Raw genomic sequence first — 23,284 nt, forward strand, 5'->3', positions numbered from 1 at the left:
TCAAGGCAAGAACATAGGTTGAAGGAGAGTATAAAAATGACAAACCACAAATTAATCGAAGCAGTAACGAAATCACAATTACGTGACGATATCCCAACATTCCGCGCTGGTGATACTTTACGTGTACACGTTCGTATCGTCGAAGGTACTCGTGAGCGTATCCAAGTATTCGAAGGTGTTGTAATTAAACGTCGCGGTGGCGGTATTTCTGAAACTTTCACAGTTCGTAAAATTTCATCTGGTGTAGGTGTTGAACGTACGTTCCCATTACACACACCAAAAATTGAAAAAATCGAATTGAAACGTCGTGGTAAAGTACGCCGTGCGAAACTTTACTACTTACGTAGCTTACGTGGTAAAGCAGCACGTATCCAAGAAATTCGCTAATACATGTTTAAAGCTTGAATGTTCATCTATTAATGATGGATATTCAGGCTTTTTTATTTTGCCTTCAAATGTCATTACGACTAATGGATGATATTTAATTACGTCTTAATGAGTATGTGATCTAAATGGAAAGAGGATATACTATAAAAAATATACTATAAAGGGGGAAGGTTCATTTCATACGGAGATTTAAAATACAATAGTAAGAAATGAAACTATTTTATTTTAAATTTTGTAAGTTTACACTGAGTGAATAAATGCATACGTATAAATGACCGACAAATATGAAAGTAACTTCAATGGTCAGCAGTTTGATTTTTATTATTATAATGAGCAGTGTGGCATTGCGTTTTGAGCTAACGTATGTATTAGATCACGGCGTATTTAATTGGATGATGGCACATTTTGGGGAGCCACAAATGGTATTCAACCATGGTTTGTTTAATGATTATATGACGTTTGTTGCCACTTATGGTGATGTCCTTACATTTGTTATTTTAACGATAATCGGGGCAGTCATCTTAATGGTAAAAAAGTATTATTTATTCGCATTGTGGATGCTCGCTACTGTCGTAAGTGGTGGCATTATAGGATTTATATTAAAAGCGCTTTTACATCGACTACGTCCTTATGATCATTTATTAAATGATACAGGATTTTCATTTCCAAGTGGACATTCACTATCAAGTACATTATTTGTCATGTTAATAGTTTTAGTGTTTATACCAAAAATCAGACAGCAGTTTTTACGATGGAGTTTGGTCGCAGTTGTGATGATATTATGGATGAGCATTCTTTTTTCAAGACTTTATTTCCATGCCCATTTTATTACAGACGTCATAGGTGGCGTTACATTTGGTTTATTCTGGGTGAACATGTCTCTAATGCTATACCAATCATATAAACAACGATTTGATGTAAGCAAATATATCAAGAATGCCAAAGCATTTCACATCGTTAATCATTAAAACGTTTACAATAGGATAAGCACAATAAATACAAATGTATGCAGTTAAGTTTGGAACTTAACTGTGTTTTTTATGGGAATATATAGATAACTTAAATTACGCTTAAATAGTAAATTTATTAAAAAATGCCCTTATAACTTGTGTTACAATTTTCAAAGTTTGTGATTAATTTTATAAGGGAGGACAGAATTGAAAAAGTTTACAGTTTTAATATCTATTTTTATTTTATTTACACAGCTTTTACCAATGGGAAATGTGTATTAGCACAAGACTTAACCCAGTCCCTTGTCGATGACATTAAAGTCTCGAAACAAGATGGCTCAACAGGAGAATTTAGGTATCGTGATAGAGCGAAAATTACCGTAAATTTTTCACAGAAAAACGGAACTAAGATACAACCAAATGATACGATTACTGTGAATCTACCACCTGAATTAGTTGGATTTAGTAAAACTTTTGATATAACTAATAATGATGGAAAAGTATTAGGGAAATGCGTGGTACAAAACGGACAGATTATTTGTACGTTTAACGACAATGTTAAAGACCTTCAAAATGTTAGAGGAGAATTTTATTTCGAAGCAGAAATTAATAAAGCTGATGAGGGAAAACATGATGTCAACTTAATATTCGGTAATACAAATATTAATCGAAAGATAGTAGTTAATAATCCTAAAGGTGTAATTGGAGAATCTAATGAAATATTTTTAAATCAGGACAAATAGTTCCAAGTGACGTTAATACAGTTCATTGGGCAATTAGATTCAATAATAAACAAGATTACTTTAGAGCAAATGATCCAGCTATAATTAAGGATACTTTAGGTGATGGTACAGAACTTATTGCAGATAGTTTTCAATTCTCTGTATGGACAAAAGGACAAAATGAACTAAAATATTATACAGCTCTAGAATTTCAAAATTCTGGACTAGGTTATGTAACAGTAAACGGCAATAGTTTTGAAGTACGATTTAATCAACCTACATATAATGAGTTAGTTGTATATTATAAATCTAAAATTACAAATCCTCAATTAAAATCGTTCAGCAATGACTCAACAGTCACTTATATTGATAAAAATGGAAATCAAGTGAATGAAAATTCCAATTCTACAGTATTAAATATAAATGCTGGTGGGAAAGCGGAAGGCGATTTAGCTAAATATAAAGGTAAAGTAACCATTGCGAAAACTGGTAAAGATGAAAGCAATGGAACAAGCACACCATTACCGGGTGCAGAATTTGAACTTATAAATCTAGAAGGAAAAGTTGTAGCTAAAGGAACAACTAATGCTCAAGGTGAACTTGTATTTGAAAATATTACAGGTGGTACGCATACGTTAAAAGAAACAAAAATACCAGATGGATATGCGATTGATCAGTCAAACTTTCCTAATCAAATTGTACTAGATTTTGAAAAAAATAAAGAAATTAAGATAGACGTCACAAATATTAAACAACCACCTCCGGAAGAACCTCAACCAGAAGAACCTCAACCAGAAGAGCCAACAACACCGGAAGAGCCGACAAAACCAGAAGAACCTCAACCAGAAGAGCCAACAACACCGGAAGAGCCGACAACACCGGAAGAACCAACAATACCGGAAGAGCCGACATCCCCAGAAGAACCTCAACCAGAAGAGCCGACAAAACCAGAAGAACCGACATCCCCAGAAGAACCAGCAACACCGGAAGAGCCAACATCCCCAGAAGAACCGACAACACCGGAAGAACCAACAACACCGGAAGAACCGACAATGCCTGAAGAGCCAGCAACACCAGAGGAACCAACAACACCAGAAGAACCAAAACCAATCATACCGATTGACCCAGAAAAACCAGTTAAACCGGTAAATCCACCAAAATCTGAAGAATCGGCAACGCCAGAAGAGCCGACAACACCGGAAGATCCAACAACGCCAGAGAATCCACCAACACCAGAGGAGCCGACAACACCGGAAGAACCAGCAACACCAGAAGAGCCGACAACACCGGAAGAACCAGCAACACCAGAAGTACCTACTACACCAAGTGAACCTTCTGTGCCAGTGAATCCTTTATTACCGGAAAAACCGCAACCAGTTTATCCAAATGGTTCAAGTCAACCAACTCAAAACGCACAACCCAACCAAAGCAATGCGTTACCTAATACTGGTAAAGTTATGCAAAATCATCCATTTGCTTCAACGATGATTATTTTAAGTTTAATTGGTTTAGGTCTCGTACTTATTACATTTAATAGAAGAAAAAATAATTTCTTCCATAAAAGACAAAAGACGTATCGTGTTTAAGTTCTAAATGAGAAAACCCCTTTAACGTAGGTAAACCTACGCTGAAGGGGTTTATTGTATAATGCACATCATTTATTTACATAGCTTACTTTTAATTAACCATCGTCTATATAAATATGCACCAAAAATACCGATAATCGTTAAAATAAGTAATACTGGCCAATACGGAATTGCATAGTGCACTGTAAGTTTATGTTCTCCTTTATGAACCGGAACGATTGATTGTAAGCCGTTTCCTTGGGTGATGGCTCTTTTTTCACCATTTACTTTCGCGTATAAACCTTCTCTATAAGGAATCGGTAACACGAGGTAACTGTCTTTTTTAGGTGACATTGTCACATCTAAGCGATCTCGGTGTCTAGTCACTTGAACGGGATCGACGGCATGTTGAGCATTTCGTAAGGTTTGATAATTCTCACCATAGATGCCGTTGACTTGAAAACGATATGTGCCTTTTTTTAGTTTAATGTGTATTGCATCTTTAACTGGAACTCGTACAGTAACAGGGGTTACAAAACGTCGGTACTGGTAATCTAGATTAGATCGTCTTTGATGAAAATCATTTACATCTAAATAATGTGGTTGATTCGGTTGAAGTAGTTCAACATCTAATTCTATATAATAATCTTTAAATTGTTTTTGTACGGATTCTGGCAACTTAATCGTGACACCACCATCAGTTTCTTTGACATTTAATTGATTGCCTAAAATTTTCGCATCGCGTTCAGTAATCGTAGCTTGCGAAATTAAGTTTGGATTCGTTTTTAACTGTGAATTGGCTTTATGTTGATCACTAACGACCCCTAATAACATTGCATGTTCACGGTCAATAGGTGATTTAAGTGATTTAGGGTCATAGATACGTGACGTTAAATGGGCTGCAGGATAATGAACAGTATTACGCGCATGTTCCCATGTTGTAGCGCCATCTTTTATCGTGTCTTCTACTTTCAAACCGTATGGTAAATTTTGATCTGGCGCTTTTTTAATACGGTCAGTGACACCCCATAGTGCATATAAATTTGCACGATTACCTAACATTCTATAGGTGCTATTACTATCGTATTCCATGTTGATTTGCATCGTTTTATCATAATATTCGAGGATGTTACCATCAAAAATACTTGAATATAAGGAAACACCATTAAATTTATAAATCATCCCAGCATTAACGGCATAACTGTCCATATAATCAATACGGTCTAAATCTTGTTGATGTGATGTAATTTGATTTATTTTCTGTTGAAGCGGTTGACTATGGTATTTAGGTGCATCAATATCCTTCATCGTGGATTGATATTTTGCGATATTGTTCGTATGGTAATTCATTAATAAAACAAATTGCTGTAATACAAAGAGTGAAATGACAACAGTCATTAACCATCTGGAATGTGAGTGTGCACGCCATGACATGTATCCTAAAAGGATTAATATCAATACGCCAACAATCATCCACCACATGGCGCCACGTGAAAATAATACTGTGAAAATTGCTAAGATCACTAAAGGTGATAAAGCTTTCACATAATCTTTTAACGTTAATTCAGAAAAATGTTTCAACCAGAGTGCAATCAAACCACTTGTAGTAAGTGCCAATAAATAGACCCAACGTCGTTGTGGAGCTGAAAAGCCATTGAAAAAACTATCGAAGTAGAGCGATAGCGATCCTATGAGAATACACCATGTTAAAATTGCGAACATTTTAAAATAATAATGTCGATACAGTTTAAATGAGCATAATGCAACAATGACAATAAAAGTTAACGTTATGTAAAATCCGTTGGTAAATATATGGTATTTTTGTGAAAAGTCAATAATGGGTGAAATGAAAATTTGATTTAATGTACGGTCATTATTGATAAAAGAGCGTACTCCAGAAACGAACCCGAATGAAGCGATACAAAAACTAAACATGGTGGCCGGAATTAATAAATATAATTTCTGCCAACGTGAAAAGATATCCTCAGGATGTTTAAATATAATTCGGTAAGCTAAATAAGCAGTTAAAGCAATGGTTTCATAATAACTAAAATAAAAATTAGAGTACAACGTTAAACTAATGGCAAGGATAAATACACCAATTTTTCGTTGTTTAAAAAAGCGCTCGATGCCCCAAATCGACAACGGTAAGAAAATTAAAATGTCACCGAAAAACGACCAAGTAAAATTAAAATAATATAATACCGATGATGCACTATATAAAAATGCGCCTATAAAGCGATATTTTCCTTTTAAATGAAATTCACGAAACATGCCATATGTGACGAAGAATGTGATCATACATTTAAAGAAACCGGTGAAAATTTGATTTGCGGGCCAAAATGAGATTTCAGATGGATTTAAATGAAATAGCCATTGGCCAATCGCAATCATTATAAAATTAAGGTACATAACTACGGATGTGGAATAGTAATAGGCTAAGTCCATGTAGTAATCTCCACCGAGACCCATTGAAACATCGTATAGAGATGAAAAATGGGTAAAGCGATCATATAGAAATCGTTGGAAAGGCATCATCTGTTTAAAGCCGTCCCCATTACCACTATATATAATCCCATCTACGATAAAGCGATAAATGACAGGGACATATACGACAGCTGCCACACCTAAAGCCATTAAAAAGATTTTAAAACATTTGATCAACTTGTTTTTAAGAGATGCTTTCAATCTGCCTCACTCTTTCGTTTAATATTCTTCTTATAACTGTATTTTGAAAACCAAAATGCGATTAAAATTGAAAGAACTGAAATGATAATCATCGTATAGAAATATGGGGGACGATATGTGATTTCAACGTTTTTCGCATGTTGTTTAACTGGGATACCTGTCATAAAGTAATTTACTTTTTCAGGTTTTACAGATTGCCCATCTACAGTAGCGCGCATACCATGTAGATAAGGTATATTTATCACCATCATACCTTTATTATGATTTTTTAAACCTATATTTATCGTAGATCGCGATTCATGATACGTATAGTTTTTTTCTTTAGATGCTTGATGTAACGTTTGATAGTCTTCACCGTATAAACCTAATAGTTTAAATGCATACTTTCCTTTCGGAGACAAACGTATATGGATTTTTCCGTTTTGATCAGGCTGTGTACGATAAAGTAAATCGTATTGTCCAGTACGGTATTTTGAGGCATTAAATAATCGGTTATTATGATATCCATTAATATCGATCACATGATTACTATCAGGCAGACCTCGTTTTACGTGTATGACCAGGTAAAAATCTTTATATTTTGATCGTAATGCTTTCGGTAGCGTTAATGTCGCCCCGCCATACCCTTGATTGACATTAATGTGTGTTTGATCGACACTTTGAGCATTTTGATACTGCAATGTCGTTTGTTTTAATAAGTTAGGTGCAGGCGCAGGATAGGGCTGTCCTTGCCCCTCTAAAACAACACCATCTATCATCGCATGTTCACGATCTATTGCTGTATTTAATTGATCCGCATCATAATACGTATCGGTCACTTTGACAGCTGGAAGGACGTTTTGGTTTTCATAAATTCGGTACTGACCAGACGTGTCAACTTGTTTAAAATATTGGGGTAAATTTCCTTGATAATCTTTTAACATTTGATAACGGATAGACATTAAACTTGCGATATTGGCACGGCCTCCAGTCGATTGATAGCGACTGACTGACTCTTCTTTAATATTTATCATTAATGCATTGTAATATAAATCAATAAGTTGTTGATCAAAAATACTAGAGTACAAACTTAATCCTTTAAAATGTTGATACATCGGTGTATTGTCTTGTTCATTCACCCGCCAATCTATGCGTTCTTCTGGCGCTTTTTGACGTGTCATTTTATTCACTAACGCTTGTTGGAGTGGTGTATGATAGAGACTTGCATTGACATAAAATGTATTAGCACGTTTTAAATGGTCCGAATGAAAGATTTGAAAATGCGTGAATACACTTGACACAAGTATGGATAAAATAATGATGCTTGATCCATAAACCAAGCGCATTGGATGACGATAATGTTGTTGTTTTATATATAATGTGATGCCACCGATAAACCACACGATGATGAGCCAAGGTATCCATATAACAAATTTTTCATACATTATCGCACTAATGATAACTAAGCTTAACACGAAAGAAGATGTCCACAGATATGTACGTAAATGTATTTTAAAAAAATGCTGCACGTAACATGCGATTAAACCACTCGTTGAAAACGCCAATAAATAATGCCAACGTTTTTGAGGCGCTGAAAAACCATTAAATATACTGTCAACATATGGGATGTACGCTGAGATAATCGTTAAGATACTCAGTATAGCAAACAATTTAAAATACATATTTCGATACAACTTAAAGGTGAGTATCGCTTGAATACTTATGATTAATATGACAATAAGATAGTTATCATAAATAATGTTTGTATTTTGATTAAACTTTTCAATGAAAGGAATCGCTGTATCAAATGGAACGCGTTCATTATTTAAAAAGCTACGTGCGCCATGGAAGAAAAAAAGCAAGCTTGAACCTAAACCTAAAATGGCACCAATGGATAATGTGAAAATGGTTTGCTTTCTTGACATCAAATCATCTGGATGACGAATGTATAAGCGTAAAATAAAGTAGAGTAACCCCATTAATAATTGATAATACGCAAAGTAAAAATTATTGATGAATGAGAGGGTGACAATTAGGATAAATAGACCGACTTTACCTGTTTTGAAATATCTTTCTATACTAGCCCACAAAAGTGGTAATAAAATAAATACATCACTAAAAAATGGCCAATATACTGTAAATCTAAAGTATAAGGGTGAAAACGCAAAGCCAGTAGCAAATACCCATTTAGATATGGCATTCAGCTTTAAATATGAAGCGTAATAATTAGTGGCTGCAAGAATAAGTGCACATTTTATAATGGATATAACAATCGCATTTTGGAACCAAAACATGAGATGATTGGGTTCAACGAGATGCATGATATGTAAGAGTTTCACGATGATCACATTGATAATAAATAAAATGTTAGTCGTGAAGTAATATGATAAATCTGTAAAAAAATCACCGCCGAGACCAAAGTCTGTCGCATAGAAAAAAGTTCCTGACGACCACTTTTGATAAATATACATTTGAATAGGAACCATTTGTTCTATGCCGTCGTTGGGACCCGTAAATAAAATACCGTCTTTAAAAAACTTATATAAGATATAACTATGTGTGACAATCGATAGTAGTAAAAATGAAAGAAAGTATAATAAACGGTGTTTTATTTTATACATGTGATTACCTCTCAATAATTAATCTTTTAATATATACCTTGATAAGATAAATGTAATCGGAATTGTAATAATTAAACCGACGAAAGGTGCAATAAATTCTTTGAAATGAAAATAATGTACAAAAATAAAAATGAATAAAGTTTGTGTGCCCATATTGACGACTTGTGTTAATGGGAAAGCTAAAAACTTTTTCAATGTAGGTTGAACTTTATATACAAAATAACAATTGAGGTAGTATGAGATGATAAATGAAACAACAAAGCCAACGATGTGACTGATTAAATAGTGAACATGAAAAAGGGATAATAATAGTAAATATATCGCATAATAATTGACAGTATTAATCCCACCGACTATCACAAATCGGATGAGTTCATACATTCTTTCAGTTTTAAACAAATTTATTCCTACTTTCATACGATTCTAGAGATGTGTCAATTAGGATAGCCTTTGACGTTAAAAACAATTATACTAAGGGTTGAAGAAAAAGTATTTAACGAATGATGACACATATTTTATATAGTTAAAAACTAAGATAAATATAACATAAATCATATTTTAGTGTGTAAATGATTCGAGTTAAAGATAGATGAAAGTGAGTGAAACGTGTTGGTAATTCAATGGTACCCGGGCCATATGGCTAAAGCAAAACGAGAAGTAACAGAACAATTAAAAAAAGTTGATGTTGTGTTTGAGCTTGTTGATGCACGTATTCCATATAGTTCACGTAATCCAATGATTGATGAGGTCATTCAACAAAAACCACGGGTGGTGATTTTAAATAAAAAGGATATGGCGAATTTAAACGAACTAACAAAATGGGAAACTTTTTTTAAGGATAAAGGCGCTATACCTGTTATGGTGGATGCAAAACATGGCAAAGGTTTAAAACAAGTCGAAGCGGCTGCAATAACAGCAACGAAAGAAAAAATGAATCGAGAGAAAGCCAAAGGTTTAAAGCCTCGTGCAATCCGTGCCATGATTGTAGGTATTCCTAATGTAGGTAAATCGACGTTGATAAACAAATTGGCTCATCGTGCGATTGCGCAAACGGGTAATAAGCCTGGTGTTACAAAGCAACAACAATGGATTAAAGTGGGTAAATCCCTTCAATTGTTAGATACTCCTGGGATTTTATGGCCTAAATTTGAAGATCAAATTGTCGGGAAAAAATTGAGTTTAACAGGGGCAATTAAAGATAGTATTGTTCATTTGGATGATGTGGCTATTTATGGTTTGGAATTTTTAATTGAACATGACTACGAAAATTTAAAAAACCATTATAAAGTCGATGTAGAAAAAACGGCAGAAAATATTGAATGGTTTGATGCAATTGGCCGTAAACGCGGTTTACTACGTCGCGGCAGTGAAATTGACTATGAAGCGGTCATCGAATTAATCGTATATGATATACGTAACGCTAAAATTGGAACATATTGTTTTGATTTATATGATCAATTTAAAACGAGTGCTGATCAACATGACAGTTAAAACGATTAAGGATATTGAAAAAGAGTTGCTTGAAATCATGTCTTTAGAGGAATTAGAAAGGCATCCAAGTTATCATGATTCTCGAAAAGGCGTGCAAAAAGCATTTACGCGCCAACGTAAATATATTCAAAAGCAACTACAGATGCAACAAGATTACGAAGCAATGTGTAAATATGAAAACGAGATATTAACGAATCATCCACATGCAATAATTTGTGGTATCGATGAAGTAGGGCGGGGCCCTCTAGCTGGCCCTGTGATCGCAAGTGCTGTGGTTTTAGAGCACAATCATAATTATATTGGTATCAACGACTCGAAAAAATTAAATAAATTGACGCGTGATGATTTGAATCTCAAATTACAGTCAAATGTGACATCTTGGGCGATTGGTTCTGCTTCACCAGAAGAAATTGATAAATTAAATATTTATGAAGCTACAAAGTTAGCAATGTATCGTGCAATTCAAAATTTAGATGTCGAACCAACACATTATTTAATCGATGCGATGCATTTGGAAGACGTTACCGAACCGCAAACGTCTATTATTAAAGGTGATGCCAAAAGTGTATCCATTGCCGCTGCGAGTATTATCGCTAAAGTATATCGGGATAACTTAATGGAAGATTATCACGACCAGTATCCACATTATGATTTTCACAATAATGCAGGATATGGAACAAAGAAACATCTTGAAGGCTTGAAATACTATGGGGTTACACCGATACATCGTAAGACGTTTGAGCCGATTAAATCGCTATTGAGCTAAAGTGGAAAAATTAAAATATTTGGAAATTTAAGTTGATTTGTTTTAATATGTAAATATGTCCAAAAAGAAAGGAATTAAACATACTTATGGATGAAACATTACAAAAACTTTATACAGTATTAGTCCACTTTGAAGAAACTGATACTGAAATTACTGAAGACGAAAACAAATTAAGAAAAATTAAAGATGAGATTGAAACGAATTTAAATGTTTCTATAGAGAAAGAATCACAATCAGACTTAATTCGTATTTTGAAGGAACATCAGTTTGTTGTTGAATCAACTGAGGATGAACAGAAAATTGTAAGTGTACCTATGGATGAAGACACACAAATTACTTTCCAAGCTGATAAATAAGAAGGCGTTGTATCACTCGCATACGTGTTTAACATGTATGCGAGTTTTTATGTTAAGCACATCGATATCGTGAGAGGTCTATTTTTACAATAATGAACAAGGTGTTAAGTGATTGAAAGATAGGTAAAAACAAGCGTCTATCTGTTTACAATAGCGCTTACATTTTCTATAATTGAAAATGAACTTAACCTTAAGAAACAGGAGGATGGAGTATGAATATCCATGAGTATCAAGGAAAAGAAATTTTTCGCTCAATGGGCGTAGCAGTACCAGAGGGGCGCGTGGCTTTCTCAGCGAAAGAAGCTGTGGAAAAAGCGAAAGAATTAGACAGTGATGTATATGTAGTGAAAGCGCAAATCCACGCAGGTGGACGTGGTAAAGCAGGCGGTGTTAAAATTGCCAAATCTTTATCAGAAGTTGAAACATATGCGAATGAGTTACTTGGCAAAGTGTTAGTTACACACCAAACTGGGCCTGAAGGTAAAGAAGTGAAACGTCTTTACATTGAAGAAGGCGCAAATATTCAAAAAGAATATTATGTTGGCTTTGTCATTGATCGTGCGACAGATAGAGTGACATTAATGGCATCTGAAGAAGGCGGAACTGAAATTGAAGAAGTTGCAGCATCAAACCCTGAGAAAATCTTCAAAGAAACCATTGATCCGGTTGTAGGTTTAGCGCCATATCAAGCACGTCGCATTGCCTTTAACATTAATATTCCTAAAGAATCAGTCAATAAAGCTGTTAAATTCTTAATTTCTTTATACAATGTGTTCATCGAGAAAGATTGTTCTATCGTAGAAATCAACCCGCTTGTTTTAACAGGTGAAGGTGATGTTTTAGCGCTGGATTCTAAAATTAACTTTGATGACAATGCATTATTCCGTCATAAAGATATTTTAGAATTACGCGACTTAGACGAAGAAGATCCTAAAGAAATCGAAGCTTCTAAATATGATTTATCATATATTGCACTAGACGGTAACATTGGTTGTATGGTCAATGGTGCAGGTTTAGCTATGGCGACAATGGATACGATTAATCATTTTAATGGTACCCCAGCTAACTTCCTTGACGTAGGGGGCGGCGCTACAAAAGAAAAAGTAACGGAAGCATTTAAAATCATCTTAGGTGATAGCAATGTGAAAGGTATTTTTGTAAATATTTTCGGTGGTATTATGCGTTGTGATGTCATCGCTGAAGGTATTGTAGCCGCAGTTAAAGAAGTTGATTTAACATTACCATTAGTTGTACGTCTTGAAGGTACAAATGTTGAGATTGGTAAGCAAATTTTAAAAGATTCAGGTTTAGCAATTGAACCAGCTACAACGATGGCTGAAGGTGCTCAAAAAATTGTTAAGCTTGTAAACGAAGCGTAAGGAAAGGATGGGACAACGAAAATGAGTGTATTTGTTGATAAAAATACAAAAGTAATCGTACAAGGTATTACAGGGTCTACAGCCCTTTTCCATACTAAACAAATGTTAGAATATGGTACACAAATCGTAGCAGGTGTGACACCTGGTAAAGGTGGTCAAGTTGTAGAAGGTGTACCTGTATACAACACAGTAGAAGAAGCGAAAAAAGAAACGGGTGCGAACGTATCAGTGATTTACGTACCTGCACCATTTGCTGCAGATGCCATTTTAGAATGTGCGGATGCAGAATTAGACCTAGCGATTTGTATTACAGAACACATTCCTGTTATTGATATGGTTAAAGTGAAACGTTATCTAGAAGGTAAAAAGACACGTTTAATTGGTCCAAACTGTCCAGGTGTCATCACTTCTGACGAAACAAAAATCGGTATTATGCCAGGATATATCCATAAAAAAGGTCATGTAGGCGTAGTATCTCGTTCTGGTACATTAACGTATGAAGCAGTGCATCAATTAACTGAAGAAGGCATTGGTCAATCAACAGCTGTAGGTATTGGTGGCGACCCTGTGAATGGTACGAACTTTATTGACGTTTTAAAAGCATTCAATGAAGACGATGATACACATGCAGTTGTAATGATTGGTGAAATTGGTGGTACAGCTGAAGAGGAAGCAGCAGAATGGATTAAAGCCAATATGACAAAACCAGTTGTAGGCTTTATTGGTGGTCAAACAGCACCTCCAGGAAAACGTATGGGTCATGCTGGCGCTATTATTTCTGGTGGTAAAGGTACTGCGGATGAAAAAATCAAAACGCTTAATGCTTGTGGTGTTAAGACTGCAGATACGCCTTCTGAAATCGGTTCTACATTAATTCAAGCTGCCAAAGATGCAGGCATTTATGAACAATTATTAACGGTAAAAAAATAAGCGTAGAAATATTTAAGGATGGAGCCAAATAGGTTCCATCCTTTTTGTATATAAAGTGCTTTGTTAGAATGTTGAATATATTTTTTGAGCCATATCTCTAATTGAACTAATAAATGACTCTATAATCAATTCTAAATTCTAATTTTAATCCTTTTTTTAGACACATTATAGCACATATGAATACGATACAATTGTTTTGAGGTGATACAATTGTGCTATTAGAAAATTTAATCAAATTGCGATATGCAGGTTTCACGACACAGCAACTTTATCGCATTTTTAAGCGACCTATTGACGTTTTGTCATCAGACATCACACCTATTTTGCATCAATATATTACGCACCAAAGTCCTTCTTCGTTACGATTGAAACTGCAAACATTTCATACATTAAGTGCTTCTAATATTTTACAACAACTTCGTCACGACAACATTTTTCCAATCACCATATTAGATGAGCAATTCCCAACACTTTTAAAAGAAATTTACCAACCGCCACTTTTATTATTTTGTAAAGGCGACCTGACACACGTTACCATTTCTAAGTACAAACTCGGCATAGTGGGTGCACGTGACTGTACGCTTTATAGCGAAAAAGCTGTCAATTATCTTCTTCATGAGATGAGACACGCACCTTTAATCATTGTATCTGGTCTTGCGAAAGGAACAGATGCACTTGCGCATGATTATGCGCTCAAATATTCATTACCTACAATAGGTGTGTTAGGGTTTGGGCATCATTATCATTATCCTTCAGTAACAAAATCACTTCGACACACAATTGAAATGAACCGACGAGGATTAACTATTAGTGAATATCCTCCTATGACGCCACCCGCAAAATTCCGTTTTCCTGAACGTAATCGTATAATCAGTGGTCTGAGCCATGGCGTTCTAGTTACAGAAGCAAAAGAGAAAAGTGGTGCACTTATCACGTTAGATCAAGCATTAGAACATAATCGAAATGTGTATGTACTCCCTGGAGATATGTTTAATAAACACACAAAAGGTAATATGATGCGTATTAAGGAAGGTGCTGAAATTGTACTTTCAGCAGCAGATATTTTGAAAGATTTGAATACGTCAATTCAGTGAACTTGATCATAATTAAATACAAAAGATTGACAAATATAAAATTTACAGTTTATCATTTATCTTTGTAAACAGAAATCGCAAGGGGGGAACTGCTTTGGCAGATAATCTTGTCATCGTTGAATCGCCTGCAAAAGCTAAAACGATAGAAAAATATTTAGGAAAAAAATATAAAGTTGTTGCATCGATGGGGCATGTGCGTGATTTGCCTCGAAGTCAAATGGGTGTCGATGTTGACGATAACTATGAACCTAAATATATTACCATCCGCGGTAAAGGGCCGGTCGTTAAAGATTTAAAAAGATATGCTAAAAAGGCGAAAAAAGTTTTTCTAGCAAGTGACCCCGATCGTGAAGGTGAAGCGATTGCATGGCATTTAGCTCATATTTTAGAATTAGAAGACAGTAAAGAAAACCGTGTCGTATTTAATGAAATCACTAAAGATGCGGTAAAAGAAAGCTTTAAAAATCCAAGAGGCATTGAAATGGAACTCGTCGATGCGCAACAAGCACGACGTGTATTAGATAGACTCGTAGGTTATAATATCTCTCCAGTATTATGGAAGAAAGTAAAAAAAGGACTTTCAGCTGGACGTGTTCAATCTGTTGCACTTAGATTAGTTATTGATCGAGAAAATGAAATTCGCAATTTTAAACCTGAAGAGTATTGGTCGATTGAAGGTGAGTTTAGACATAAGAAATCTAAATTCACGGCCAAGTTTCTTCATTATAAAGGGAAGCCATTTAAACTATCGACTAAAGAAGATGTTGATACGATTACGAAAGCGCTAAATGGTAATGAATTTGACATCACTAATGTGACTAAAAAAGAAAAAATAAGAAAACCGGCGAATCCGTTTACAACTTCTACGTTGCAACAAGAAGCAGCACGTAAATTGAATTTCAAGGCACGTAAAACGATGATGGTGGCGCAACAATTATATGAAGGTATTGATTTAAAACGTAAAGGTACGATTGGTTTAATTACGTATATGCGTACAGATTCAACTCGTATTTCTAAAGATGCACAAGCTGAAGCTAAAACTTTTATTCAATCAGAATATGGTGACGCTTATTTAACGAAGTCTGTATCTAAGGGTAAACAAGGCGATCAAGACGCGCATGAAGCAATCCGTCCTACAAGTACAATGCGTACACCGAACGAAATGAAACCATTTCTTACTCGAGATCAATACCGTTTGTATAAATTGATTTGGGAACGCTTTGTAGCGAGTCAAATGGCTCCAGCAATTCTTGATACGGTAGCTGTAGATTTAACACAAAATGACGTGAAATTTAGAGCGAACGGGCAAACAATAAAATTTAAAGGGTTTATGACACTTTATGTTGAAACACAAGATGATAAAGAAAAAGAAAAGGAAAATCGCTTGCCTGAACTCAAAGTAGGAGATCAAGCACTCGCAACTAAAATTGATCCAGCTCAGCATTTTACGCAACCACCACCAAGATATACTGAAGCACGTCTCGTTAAAACTTTAGAAGAACTTAAAATTGGTCGACCATCGACGTATGCACCTACCATTGATACAATTCAAAAACGTAATTATGTTAAAAGTGAAAATAAGCGTTTTGTACCAACAGAATTAGGAGAAATCGTTCATGAGCAAGTAAAAGACTATTTCCCAGAGATTATTGATGTTGATTTCACAGTGAATATGGAAACATTGTTGGATAAAATTGCCGATGGTGATATCGCATGGAAAAAAGTAGTAAGCGATTTTTACAACAGCTTTAAACAAGATGTCGCACGTGCAGAATCAGAAATGGAAAAAATCGAAATCAAAGATGAACCTGCGGGTGAAGACTGTGAAAAATGTGGCAGTCCAATGGTAATTAAAATGGGACGTTATGGTAAATTTATGGCGTGTTCGAATTTTCCTGACTGTCGTAATACAAAAGCAATTGTAAAACCTATTGGTGTTACTTGTCCTAAATGTAAAAAAGGTGACGTTGTAGAGCGTAAATCTAAGAAAAACCGCGTGTTTTATGGTTGTAGTGGTTATCCTGAATGTGATTTCGTCACGTGGGATAAACCTGTAGGACGTGATTGTCCTAAATGTAATCATTATTTAGTTGAGTCTAAAAAAGGACGTACTTCACAAGTTGTATGTTCTAATTGCGATTATAAAGAGAAAGTTCAAAAATAAGGAGGAAATCGTATGACGACAGTTAATGTCATCGGAGCAGGATTAGCTGGTTCAGAAGCTGCTTTTCAATTAGCTGAACGAGGCATTCAAGTGAATTTATATGAAATGCGCCCTATTAAACAAACACCAGCGCATCACACAGATAAATTTGCAGAACTTGTATGTTCAAATTCTTTGAGAGGGAATGCTTTAACGAATGCAGTAGGTGTATTAAAGGAAGAAATGCGACGTTTAAATTCGTTAATTATTGCGGCTGCAGATAATGCGCGTGTACCTGCTGGAGGTGCGTTAGCAGTTGATCGTCACGATTTTGCAGGATATGTTACTGAGACGTTGAAGCAACATCCTAATGTCACAGTAAAAAATGAAGAAATTACTTCTATTCCAGATGGTCCTACAATTATTGCAACCGGCCCTTTAACGACCGAACCACTTGCAAAAGAAATTGTTGCGTTAACTGGAGAAGATCAATTGTACTTTTACGATGCTGCAGCACCGATTATTGAAAAAGATTCTATCGACATGGATAAAGTCTACTTAAAATCAAGATATGATAAAGGTGAAGCGGCCTATTTAAATTGTCCAATGACGGAAGAAGAGTTCAATCGCTTTTATGAAGCAGCATTAGCTGCAGAAGTTGCACCTAGTAAAGACTTCGAGAAAGAAAAATATTTTGAAGGTTGCATGCCTTTTGAAGTCATGGCAAGTAGAGGACCAAAAACATTATTATTTGGACCTATGAAACCAGTGGGCCTAGAAGATCCTAAAACAGGTAAACGCCCTTATGCAGTTGTTCAATTAAGACAAGATGATGCGGCGGGCACGTTGTATAATATTGTAGGCTTTCAGACACGACTTAAATGGGGTGCGCAAAAAGAAGTGATTCAATTAATACCTGGCCTAGAAAATGTCGATATTGTTCGTTATGGTGTGATGCATCGTAATACGTTCATTAATTCTCCAGAAGTGTTGACAGATACGTATGAATTTAAAAATAGACGGAATTTATTTTTTGCTGGACAAATGACAGGTGTTGAAGGCTATGTTGAAAGTGCAGCTAGCGGCATGGTTGCAGGGATTAATTTAGCGCATCGTCTTCTTGATAAAGGGGATGTCACATTCCCTAGAGAAACAATGATTGGTAGTATGGCGTATTATATTTCTCATGCTAGTAACAACAAAAATTTTCAGCCAATGAATGCTAACTTTGGATTAGTACCGGCGCTTGATACACGCATAAAAGATAAAAAAGAACGCTATGAAACATTAGCAAATCGCGCCTTATCGTATTTGGATAACTTTAAACATACGTTATAAAAACAAAATAATAAATTGGCAAAATAAGCAAAATTTAGATAACTACGACAATTTAATGTTTTATTTATGCAGTTCCCCTTGTCATTATGCTACAATGCTAATGATGGAGGGGTTTTTACTTTGGAACATATCCAGTATCAGTTTTTATATATGTTAAAGCGCGAACGATTTTTTTCTGAACACACGCTTAAAGCTTATGAGGATGATTTAAAACAATTTAATCAGTTTTTACAGCAAGAAGGACTTTCATTACGTGAATTTGAGTATCGTGATGCACGAAATTATCTTGCGATGTTATACAATCAAGGGTTACAGCGCACAACTGTTTCAAGGAAAATTTCAACGTTACGTACATTTTATAATTTTTGGTTAGCACAAGATGCCACAATAACAAATCCATTTGTGCAACTTGTACATCCAAAAAAAGAGACGTACTTACCTTCATTTTTTTACACAGAAGAAATGGAAGCTTTATTTAAAACTGTTGAGGAAGATCCGAAAAAAGGGAGACGTGATCGCGTCATTCTCGAGCTTTTATATGCCACGGGAATACGTGTTTCTGAATTAGTTGATTTAAATATTTCTGATGTTGATGTATCGATGTGTGTATTGAAAGTAATGGGGAAAGGAAGCAAAGAGCGCATAGTTCCTTTCGGTGAGTTTTGTAGACAAAGTATTGAAGACTACCTTGAGCACTTTCAACCTGTTCAAGGTCAAACTCATGGTAAATTAATTGTGAATTTAAAAGGAGAACCGATTACTGCAAGAGGCATCAGGTTTATATTGAATGAAATCGTCAAAAAAACGGCCGGAGTATCGTCAATACATCCACATAAGTTGAGGCATACCTTTGCGACGCATATGCTTGATGCTGGCGCAGATTTAAGAACGGTTCAAAGTTTATTGGGACACGTTAATTTATCAACAACGAGCCGTTATACACATGTATCCAATCAACGTTTGAGAAATGTTTATTTAAATGCACATCCACGTGCTAAAAAAGGAGAGTAGTTTATGAGTTCTTCAATTCATGCGACAACAATTTACGCTGTAAGACATAATGGCAATGCAGCAATGGCGGGTGATGGTCAAGTAACACTTGGTGAACAAGTGATTATGAAACAGACCGCGAAAAAAGTTAGACGTTTATATCAAGGTCGTGTTATTGCTGGTTTTGCAGGAAGTGTTGCAGATGCATTCACATTGTTTGAAAAGTTTGAAGGTAAACTGCAACAATATAGTGGGAACTTAGAACGTGCAGCAGTAGAACTTGCAAAAGAATGGCGTGGGGATAAACAACTACGTCAGTTAGAAGCGATGTTAATAGTCATGGACAAAGATTCCATCTTAGTTGTTAGCGGAACTGGTGAGGTTATTGCACCAGACGATGATTTGATTGCTATTGGTTCCGGCGGAAATTATGCCTTGAGCGCAGGACGTGCTTTAAAACGCCATGCAACACATTTATCAGCTCGTGAAATGGCATACGAGAGTCTTAAAGTAGCTGCTGATATTTGCGTATTTACAAACGATCACATTACAGTGGAAGAATTATAACGGAGGTTCAAACCATATGGATCAAAATGCCATTAAATATACCCCTAAAGAAATTGTAGCAAAATTAAATGAGTATATTATTGGACAAGATGAAGCGAAAAAGAAAGTAGCGATTGCGCTTAGAAACCGTTATCGTAGAAGTCTCTTAGAAGATGAGGTCAAACAAGAAATCGCTCCTAAAAATATATTAATGATGGGACCAACGGGTGTTGGTAAAACCGAAATTGCACGCCGCATGGCTAAAATTGTCGGCGCACCATTTATTAAAGTAGAGGCGACTAAATTTACCGAAGTCGGCTATGTGGGGCGCGATGTGGAAAGCATGGTAAGAGATCTTGTAGATGTTGCAGTCCGACTCGTTAAAGAAGAAAAGAAAAACGCAGTTAAAGACGAAGCAACCGCAAAAGCTAATGAACGTTTAGTGAAATTGTTGGTGCCTAGTAGAAAGAAAAAAGCATCTCAATCGTCTAGTAATCCACTTGAATCTTTGTTTGGAGGCGCGATTCCAAATTTTGGTCAACCTCAAGAAGAGGAAGAAGAGCCACCTACAGAAGAAATTAAAATAAAGCGTTCAGATATTAAAGTGCAACTTAAAAATGGACAACTTGAGAATGAAAAAGTACGTATTAAAGTTGAACAAGATCCTGGTGCATTAGGTATGATGGGGAATCAACAAAATGAGCAAATGCAAGAAATGATGAACCAACTGATGCCTAAGAAAAAAGTTGAAAAAGAAGTTCCTGTAAAAACCGCACGTAAAATTTTAATCGATGAGTACGCTGAAGAGATGATTGATCATGAAACAGCAAACCAAGAGGCATTACAATTGGCTGAACAAATGGGGATTATCTTTATCGATGAAATTGATAAAGTTGCGACAAATAGTCAGTATAGCGGTGGGCAAGACGTTTCAAGACAAGGTGTACAACGAGATATCCTTCCTATCCTTGAAGGTAGCGTGATTCGTACGAAATATGGTACCGTTAGTACGGAACATATGTTATTTATAGGTGCAGGCGCCTTTCATGTATCTAAGCCAAGTGATTTGATTCCAGAACTTCAAGGAAGATTTCCAATTCGCGTAGAACTTCAAAGTTTAACAGTTGAAGATTTTGTCAATATTTTAAAAGAACCAAAACTTTCATTAATTAAACAATATGAAATGTTGCTTCAAACGGAAGAAGTCACTGTTAATTTCACAGACGAAGCGATTCATCGTTTAGCTGAAATGGCTTATCACGTGAACCAAGAAACTGATAATATTGGTGCTAGACGATTACACACAATTTTAGAGAAAATGTTAGAAGATTTATCATTTGAAGCACCAAATATGCCACACGCACATGTAGATATTACACCTCAGTACGTAGACGAAAAGTTAAAATCAATTTCTACAAACAAAGATTTAAGTGAATTCATTTTATAAAAAGGAGAAGAGACATGGGTTTATTATCTAAAACGAGAGAACTAAGTAGTTTATTACAAAAACATAAAGGGATTTCAGTTGATTTTAAAGATGTTGCACAAACAATCAGTAAAGTAACTATAACGAACGTATTTATCGTTTCACGACGAGGTAAGATTTTAGGTTCAAATTTAAATGAATTGCTCAAAAATGAGCGCATTATAAAAATGTTAGAAGAGCGTCACGTGCCAGAGGCATATACAAGTAAATTAATGAACGTACATGAAACATCTTCAAATATTACAATCGACAATGAACTTTCAGTTTTCCCACCTGAAAATGAAGAACTTTTTAAAGATTCTCGTACAACGATTTTCCCAATCATTGGTGGTGGAGAACGCTTAGGTACTTTAGTACTTGGTCGTGTTTCGGACGATTTTGGTGAAAATGACCTTGTTTTAGGTGAATATGCAGCTACAGTTATTGGAATGGAAATCTTACGTGAAAAACATAATGAAATCGAAACAGAAGCGCGTGATAAAGCAGCGATTTCAATGGCTATCAATTCGTTATCGTATTCAGAAAAAGAAGCAATTGATCATATTTTTGAAGAACTTGGTGGTAAGGAAGGTCTGCTTATTGCATCCAAAGTGGCAGATCGTGTCGGTATTACGCGTTCAGTCATTGTGAATGCTTTACGAAAACTGGAAAGTGCCGGTGTCATTGAATCACGTTCATTAGGTATGAAAGGTACATTTATCAAAGTTAAAAAAGCAGCATTTTTAGACGAATTGAAACGTTCAGAGTAATAAATACTAGTTGCATCTAATATCACTTTGTGATATATTTATATGCGGCTATGAGAAAGTCAAAACACACACGTGACGCCAATATACAAAAGGGTGCGACATCACGTCGTTTTTGTATTAGCGCATGTGGAGGATAATAACCAATAGGAGGAATTTTAATCATGGCAGTAATTTCTATGAAACAATTACTTGAAGCTGGTGTTCACTTCGGTCATCAAACACGCCGTTGGAACCCAAAAATGAAAAAGTACATCTTCACTGAAAGAAATGGTATTTATATCATTGACTTACAAAAAACAGTGAAAAAAGTTGAAGAAGCATACAGCTTCATCAAACAAGTATCTGAAGAAGGCGGTAAAGTCTTATTCGTTGGTACTAAAAAACAAGCACAAGAATCAGTAAAAGCTGAAGCAGAACGTGCAGGTCACTACTACGTTAACCAAAGATGGTTAGGTGGTATCTTAACAAACTACAAAACAATTTCTAAACGTGTAAAACGTATTTCTGAAATTGAAAAAATGGAAGAAGACGGTACTTTTGACGTACTTCCTAAAAAAGAAGTTGTAGAACTTAAAAAAGAATATGACCGTTTAATCAAATTCTTAGGCGGTATTCGTGATATGAAATCTATGCCTCAAGCATTATTCGTTGTAGACCCTCGTAAAGAGCGCAACGCAATTGCTGAAGCACGTAAATTAAACATTCCTATCGTAGGTATTGTTGACACTAACTGTGATCCAGATGAAATCGATTACGTTATCCCAGCGAACGACGATGCGATTCGCGCGGTTAAATTATTAACTGGTAAAATGGCTGATGCGATTTTAGAAGGTCAACAAGGTGTTTCTAATGATGAAGTTGCTGCAGAGCAAAACATCGACTTAAATGAAGAAGAAACGTCAACTGAAGAAACAGAATCAACTGTTGAGTCTAAATAAATAGAATCTTAAAATGAGGTCTAAAGATAGTTTTCTTGACCAGGCGGAATCGATATAACTCTTACATCGACAACGCAATTTTAAGTATACAAGCATTTTAAGGGACTAGGACAACAATATGTCCCAGCCCCTTTTTTTAAAATATAATAAGACATGATATTGGAGG

Annotated in this window: 20 protein-coding genes and 1 pseudogene; 18 read left to right on the plus strand and 3 right to left on the minus strand. The window is 35.5% G+C overall.

Features of this window, described 5'->3' with window-relative positions; genetic code table 11:
* Positions 1 to 36: 36 nt before the first annotated feature.
* The 5 genes and pseudogenes from rplS to GJE18_RS12115 all read left to right on the plus strand — a co-directional run bounded on the left by rplS (position 37) and on the right by GJE18_RS12115 (position 3,645).
* Positions 37 to 387, plus strand: a complete 351-nt coding sequence (gene rplS / locus GJE18_RS04405) for a 50S ribosomal protein L19 (RefSeq protein ID WP_037564712.1) — start codon at positions 37 to 39, stop codon at positions 385 to 387.
* A 284-nt stretch (positions 388 to 671) separates the two neighbouring features.
* On the plus strand, positions 672 to 1,355 hold the full coding sequence (locus GJE18_RS04410) for a phosphatase PAP2 family protein (RefSeq protein WP_107368506.1): 684 nt from the start codon (positions 672 to 674) through the stop codon (positions 1,353 to 1,355).
* A 140-nt stretch (positions 1,356 to 1,495) separates the two neighbouring features.
* Positions 1,496 to 2,080: an Ig-like domain-containing protein gene (locus GJE18_RS04415; protein ID WP_107368505.1), complete on the plus strand. Its 585-nt coding sequence runs from the start codon at positions 1,496 to 1,498 to the stop codon at positions 2,078 to 2,080.
* Positions 2,081 to 2,112: 32 nt separating this feature from the next.
* Positions 2,113 to 2,382: pseudogene (locus GJE18_RS12335) on the plus strand (collagen binding domain-containing protein); the annotation flags it as partial.
* A 63-nt stretch (positions 2,383 to 2,445) separates the two neighbouring features.
* On the plus strand, positions 2,446 to 3,645 hold the full coding sequence (locus GJE18_RS12115; protein WP_198648125.1) for a prealbumin-like fold domain-containing protein: 1,200 nt from the start codon (positions 2,446 to 2,448) through the stop codon (positions 3,643 to 3,645).
* Positions 3,646 to 3,717: 72 nt separating this feature from the next.
* Here GJE18_RS12115 and GJE18_RS04430 read toward each other — a convergent pair whose 3' ends face one another.
* From GJE18_RS04430 to GJE18_RS04440, 3 genes are read right to left on the minus strand one after another with little or no spacing between them, the layout of a single operon-like run.
* Entirely contained in the window at positions 3,718 to 6,312 is a 2,595-nt protein-coding gene (locus tag GJE18_RS04430; RefSeq protein WP_243746728.1) for a YfhO family protein, read from the minus strand.
* Positions 6,309 to 8,903 (minus strand): YfhO family protein, encoded by a 2,595-nt coding sequence (locus tag GJE18_RS04435; protein WP_060552472.1) that lies wholly within the window; start codon positions 8,901 to 8,903, stop codon positions 6,309 to 6,311. Before GJE18_RS04435 ends, GJE18_RS04430 begins: the two co-directional genes overlap by 4 nt.
* A 27-nt stretch (positions 8,904 to 8,930) precedes the next feature.
* A complete protein-coding gene (locus GJE18_RS04440) occupies positions 8,931 to 9,293 on the minus strand; it encodes a GtrA family protein (RefSeq protein ID WP_105995858.1) in 363 nt (120 codons plus the stop codon).
* Between the two features lie 228 nt (positions 9,294 to 9,521).
* On the opposite strand from GJE18_RS04440, the gene ylqF reads away from it, so the two are divergent.
* The 13 genes from ylqF (at position 9,522) to rpsB (ending at position 23,118) form a co-directional block, all read left to right on the plus strand.
* Positions 9,522 to 10,403 carry a ribosome biogenesis GTPase YlqF gene (ylqF, locus tag GJE18_RS04445; protein ID WP_060552473.1) on the plus strand — a complete coding sequence of 294 codons (882 nt, stop codon included), beginning with the start codon at positions 9,522 to 9,524 and terminating at the stop codon, positions 10,401 to 10,403.
* Complete coding sequence (locus GJE18_RS04450) at positions 10,393 to 11,169, plus strand: ribonuclease HII (RefSeq protein ID WP_060550900.1); 777 nt, start codon at positions 10,393 to 10,395, stop codon at positions 11,167 to 11,169. The genes ylqF and GJE18_RS04450 overlap by 11 nt, the downstream gene beginning before the upstream one ends.
* Positions 11,170 to 11,255: 86 nt before the next feature.
* The gene (locus GJE18_RS04455; RefSeq protein ID WP_037564707.1) at positions 11,256 to 11,525 is read left to right on the plus strand and encodes a hypothetical protein; all 270 of its coding nucleotides are present in this window, start codon (positions 11,256 to 11,258) and stop codon (positions 11,523 to 11,525) included.
* 212 nt (positions 11,526 to 11,737) lie between these two features.
* Positions 11,738 to 12,904, plus strand: coding sequence for an ADP-forming succinate--CoA ligase subunit beta (gene sucC / locus GJE18_RS04460; protein WP_037564702.1), 1,167 nt, complete (start codon positions 11,738 to 11,740; stop codon positions 12,902 to 12,904).
* A 21-nt stretch (positions 12,905 to 12,925) separates the two neighbouring features.
* A complete protein-coding gene (gene sucD / locus GJE18_RS04465; protein WP_060550901.1) occupies positions 12,926 to 13,834 on the plus strand; it encodes a succinate--CoA ligase subunit alpha in 909 nt (302 codons plus the stop codon).
* Between the two features lie 212 nt (positions 13,835 to 14,046).
* Entirely contained in the window at positions 14,047 to 14,928 is an 882-nt protein-coding gene (dprA, locus tag GJE18_RS04470) for a DNA-processing protein DprA (protein WP_107368344.1), read from the plus strand.
* 94 nt (positions 14,929 to 15,022) lie between these two features.
* On the plus strand, positions 15,023 to 17,092 hold the full coding sequence (topA, locus tag GJE18_RS04475; protein ID WP_060550903.1) for a type I DNA topoisomerase: 2,070 nt from the start codon (positions 15,023 to 15,025) through the stop codon (positions 17,090 to 17,092).
* A 12-nt stretch (positions 17,093 to 17,104) separates the two neighbouring features.
* Positions 17,105 to 18,409, plus strand: a complete 1,305-nt coding sequence (gene trmFO, locus GJE18_RS04480; protein ID WP_105995826.1) for an FADH(2)-oxidizing methylenetetrahydrofolate--tRNA-(uracil(54)-C(5))-methyltransferase TrmFO — start codon at positions 17,105 to 17,107, stop codon at positions 18,407 to 18,409.
* A 120-nt stretch (positions 18,410 to 18,529) separates the two neighbouring features.
* On the plus strand, positions 18,530 to 19,420 hold the full coding sequence (xerC, locus tag GJE18_RS04485) for a tyrosine recombinase XerC (protein WP_060550905.1): 891 nt from the start codon (positions 18,530 to 18,532) through the stop codon (positions 19,418 to 19,420).
* A 3-nt stretch (positions 19,421 to 19,423) separates the two neighbouring features.
* Positions 19,424 to 19,966 carry an ATP-dependent protease subunit HslV gene (gene hslV, locus GJE18_RS04490; RefSeq protein ID WP_060550906.1) on the plus strand — a complete coding sequence of 181 codons (543 nt, stop codon included), beginning with the start codon at positions 19,424 to 19,426 and terminating at the stop codon, positions 19,964 to 19,966.
* 16 nt (positions 19,967 to 19,982) lie between these two features.
* A complete protein-coding gene (gene hslU, locus GJE18_RS04495) occupies positions 19,983 to 21,392 on the plus strand; it encodes an ATP-dependent protease ATPase subunit HslU (RefSeq protein ID WP_165886088.1) in 1,410 nt (469 codons plus the stop codon).
* A gap of 14 nt (positions 21,393 to 21,406) precedes the next feature.
* Entirely contained in the window at positions 21,407 to 22,180 is a 774-nt protein-coding gene (gene codY / locus GJE18_RS04500) for a GTP-sensing pleiotropic transcriptional regulator CodY (RefSeq protein WP_060550908.1), read from the plus strand.
* A gap of 161 nt (positions 22,181 to 22,341) precedes the next feature.
* Positions 22,342 to 23,118, plus strand: a complete 777-nt coding sequence (rpsB, locus tag GJE18_RS04505) for a 30S ribosomal protein S2 (RefSeq protein ID WP_037564683.1) — start codon at positions 22,342 to 22,344, stop codon at positions 23,116 to 23,118.
* The last annotated feature ends 166 nt before the right edge of the window (positions 23,119 to 23,284 follow it).

The organism is Staphylococcus agnetis (genome assembly GCF_011466855.1).
GTDB classification, from domain to species: Bacteria; Bacillota; Bacilli; order Staphylococcales; family Staphylococcaceae; genus Staphylococcus; species Staphylococcus agnetis.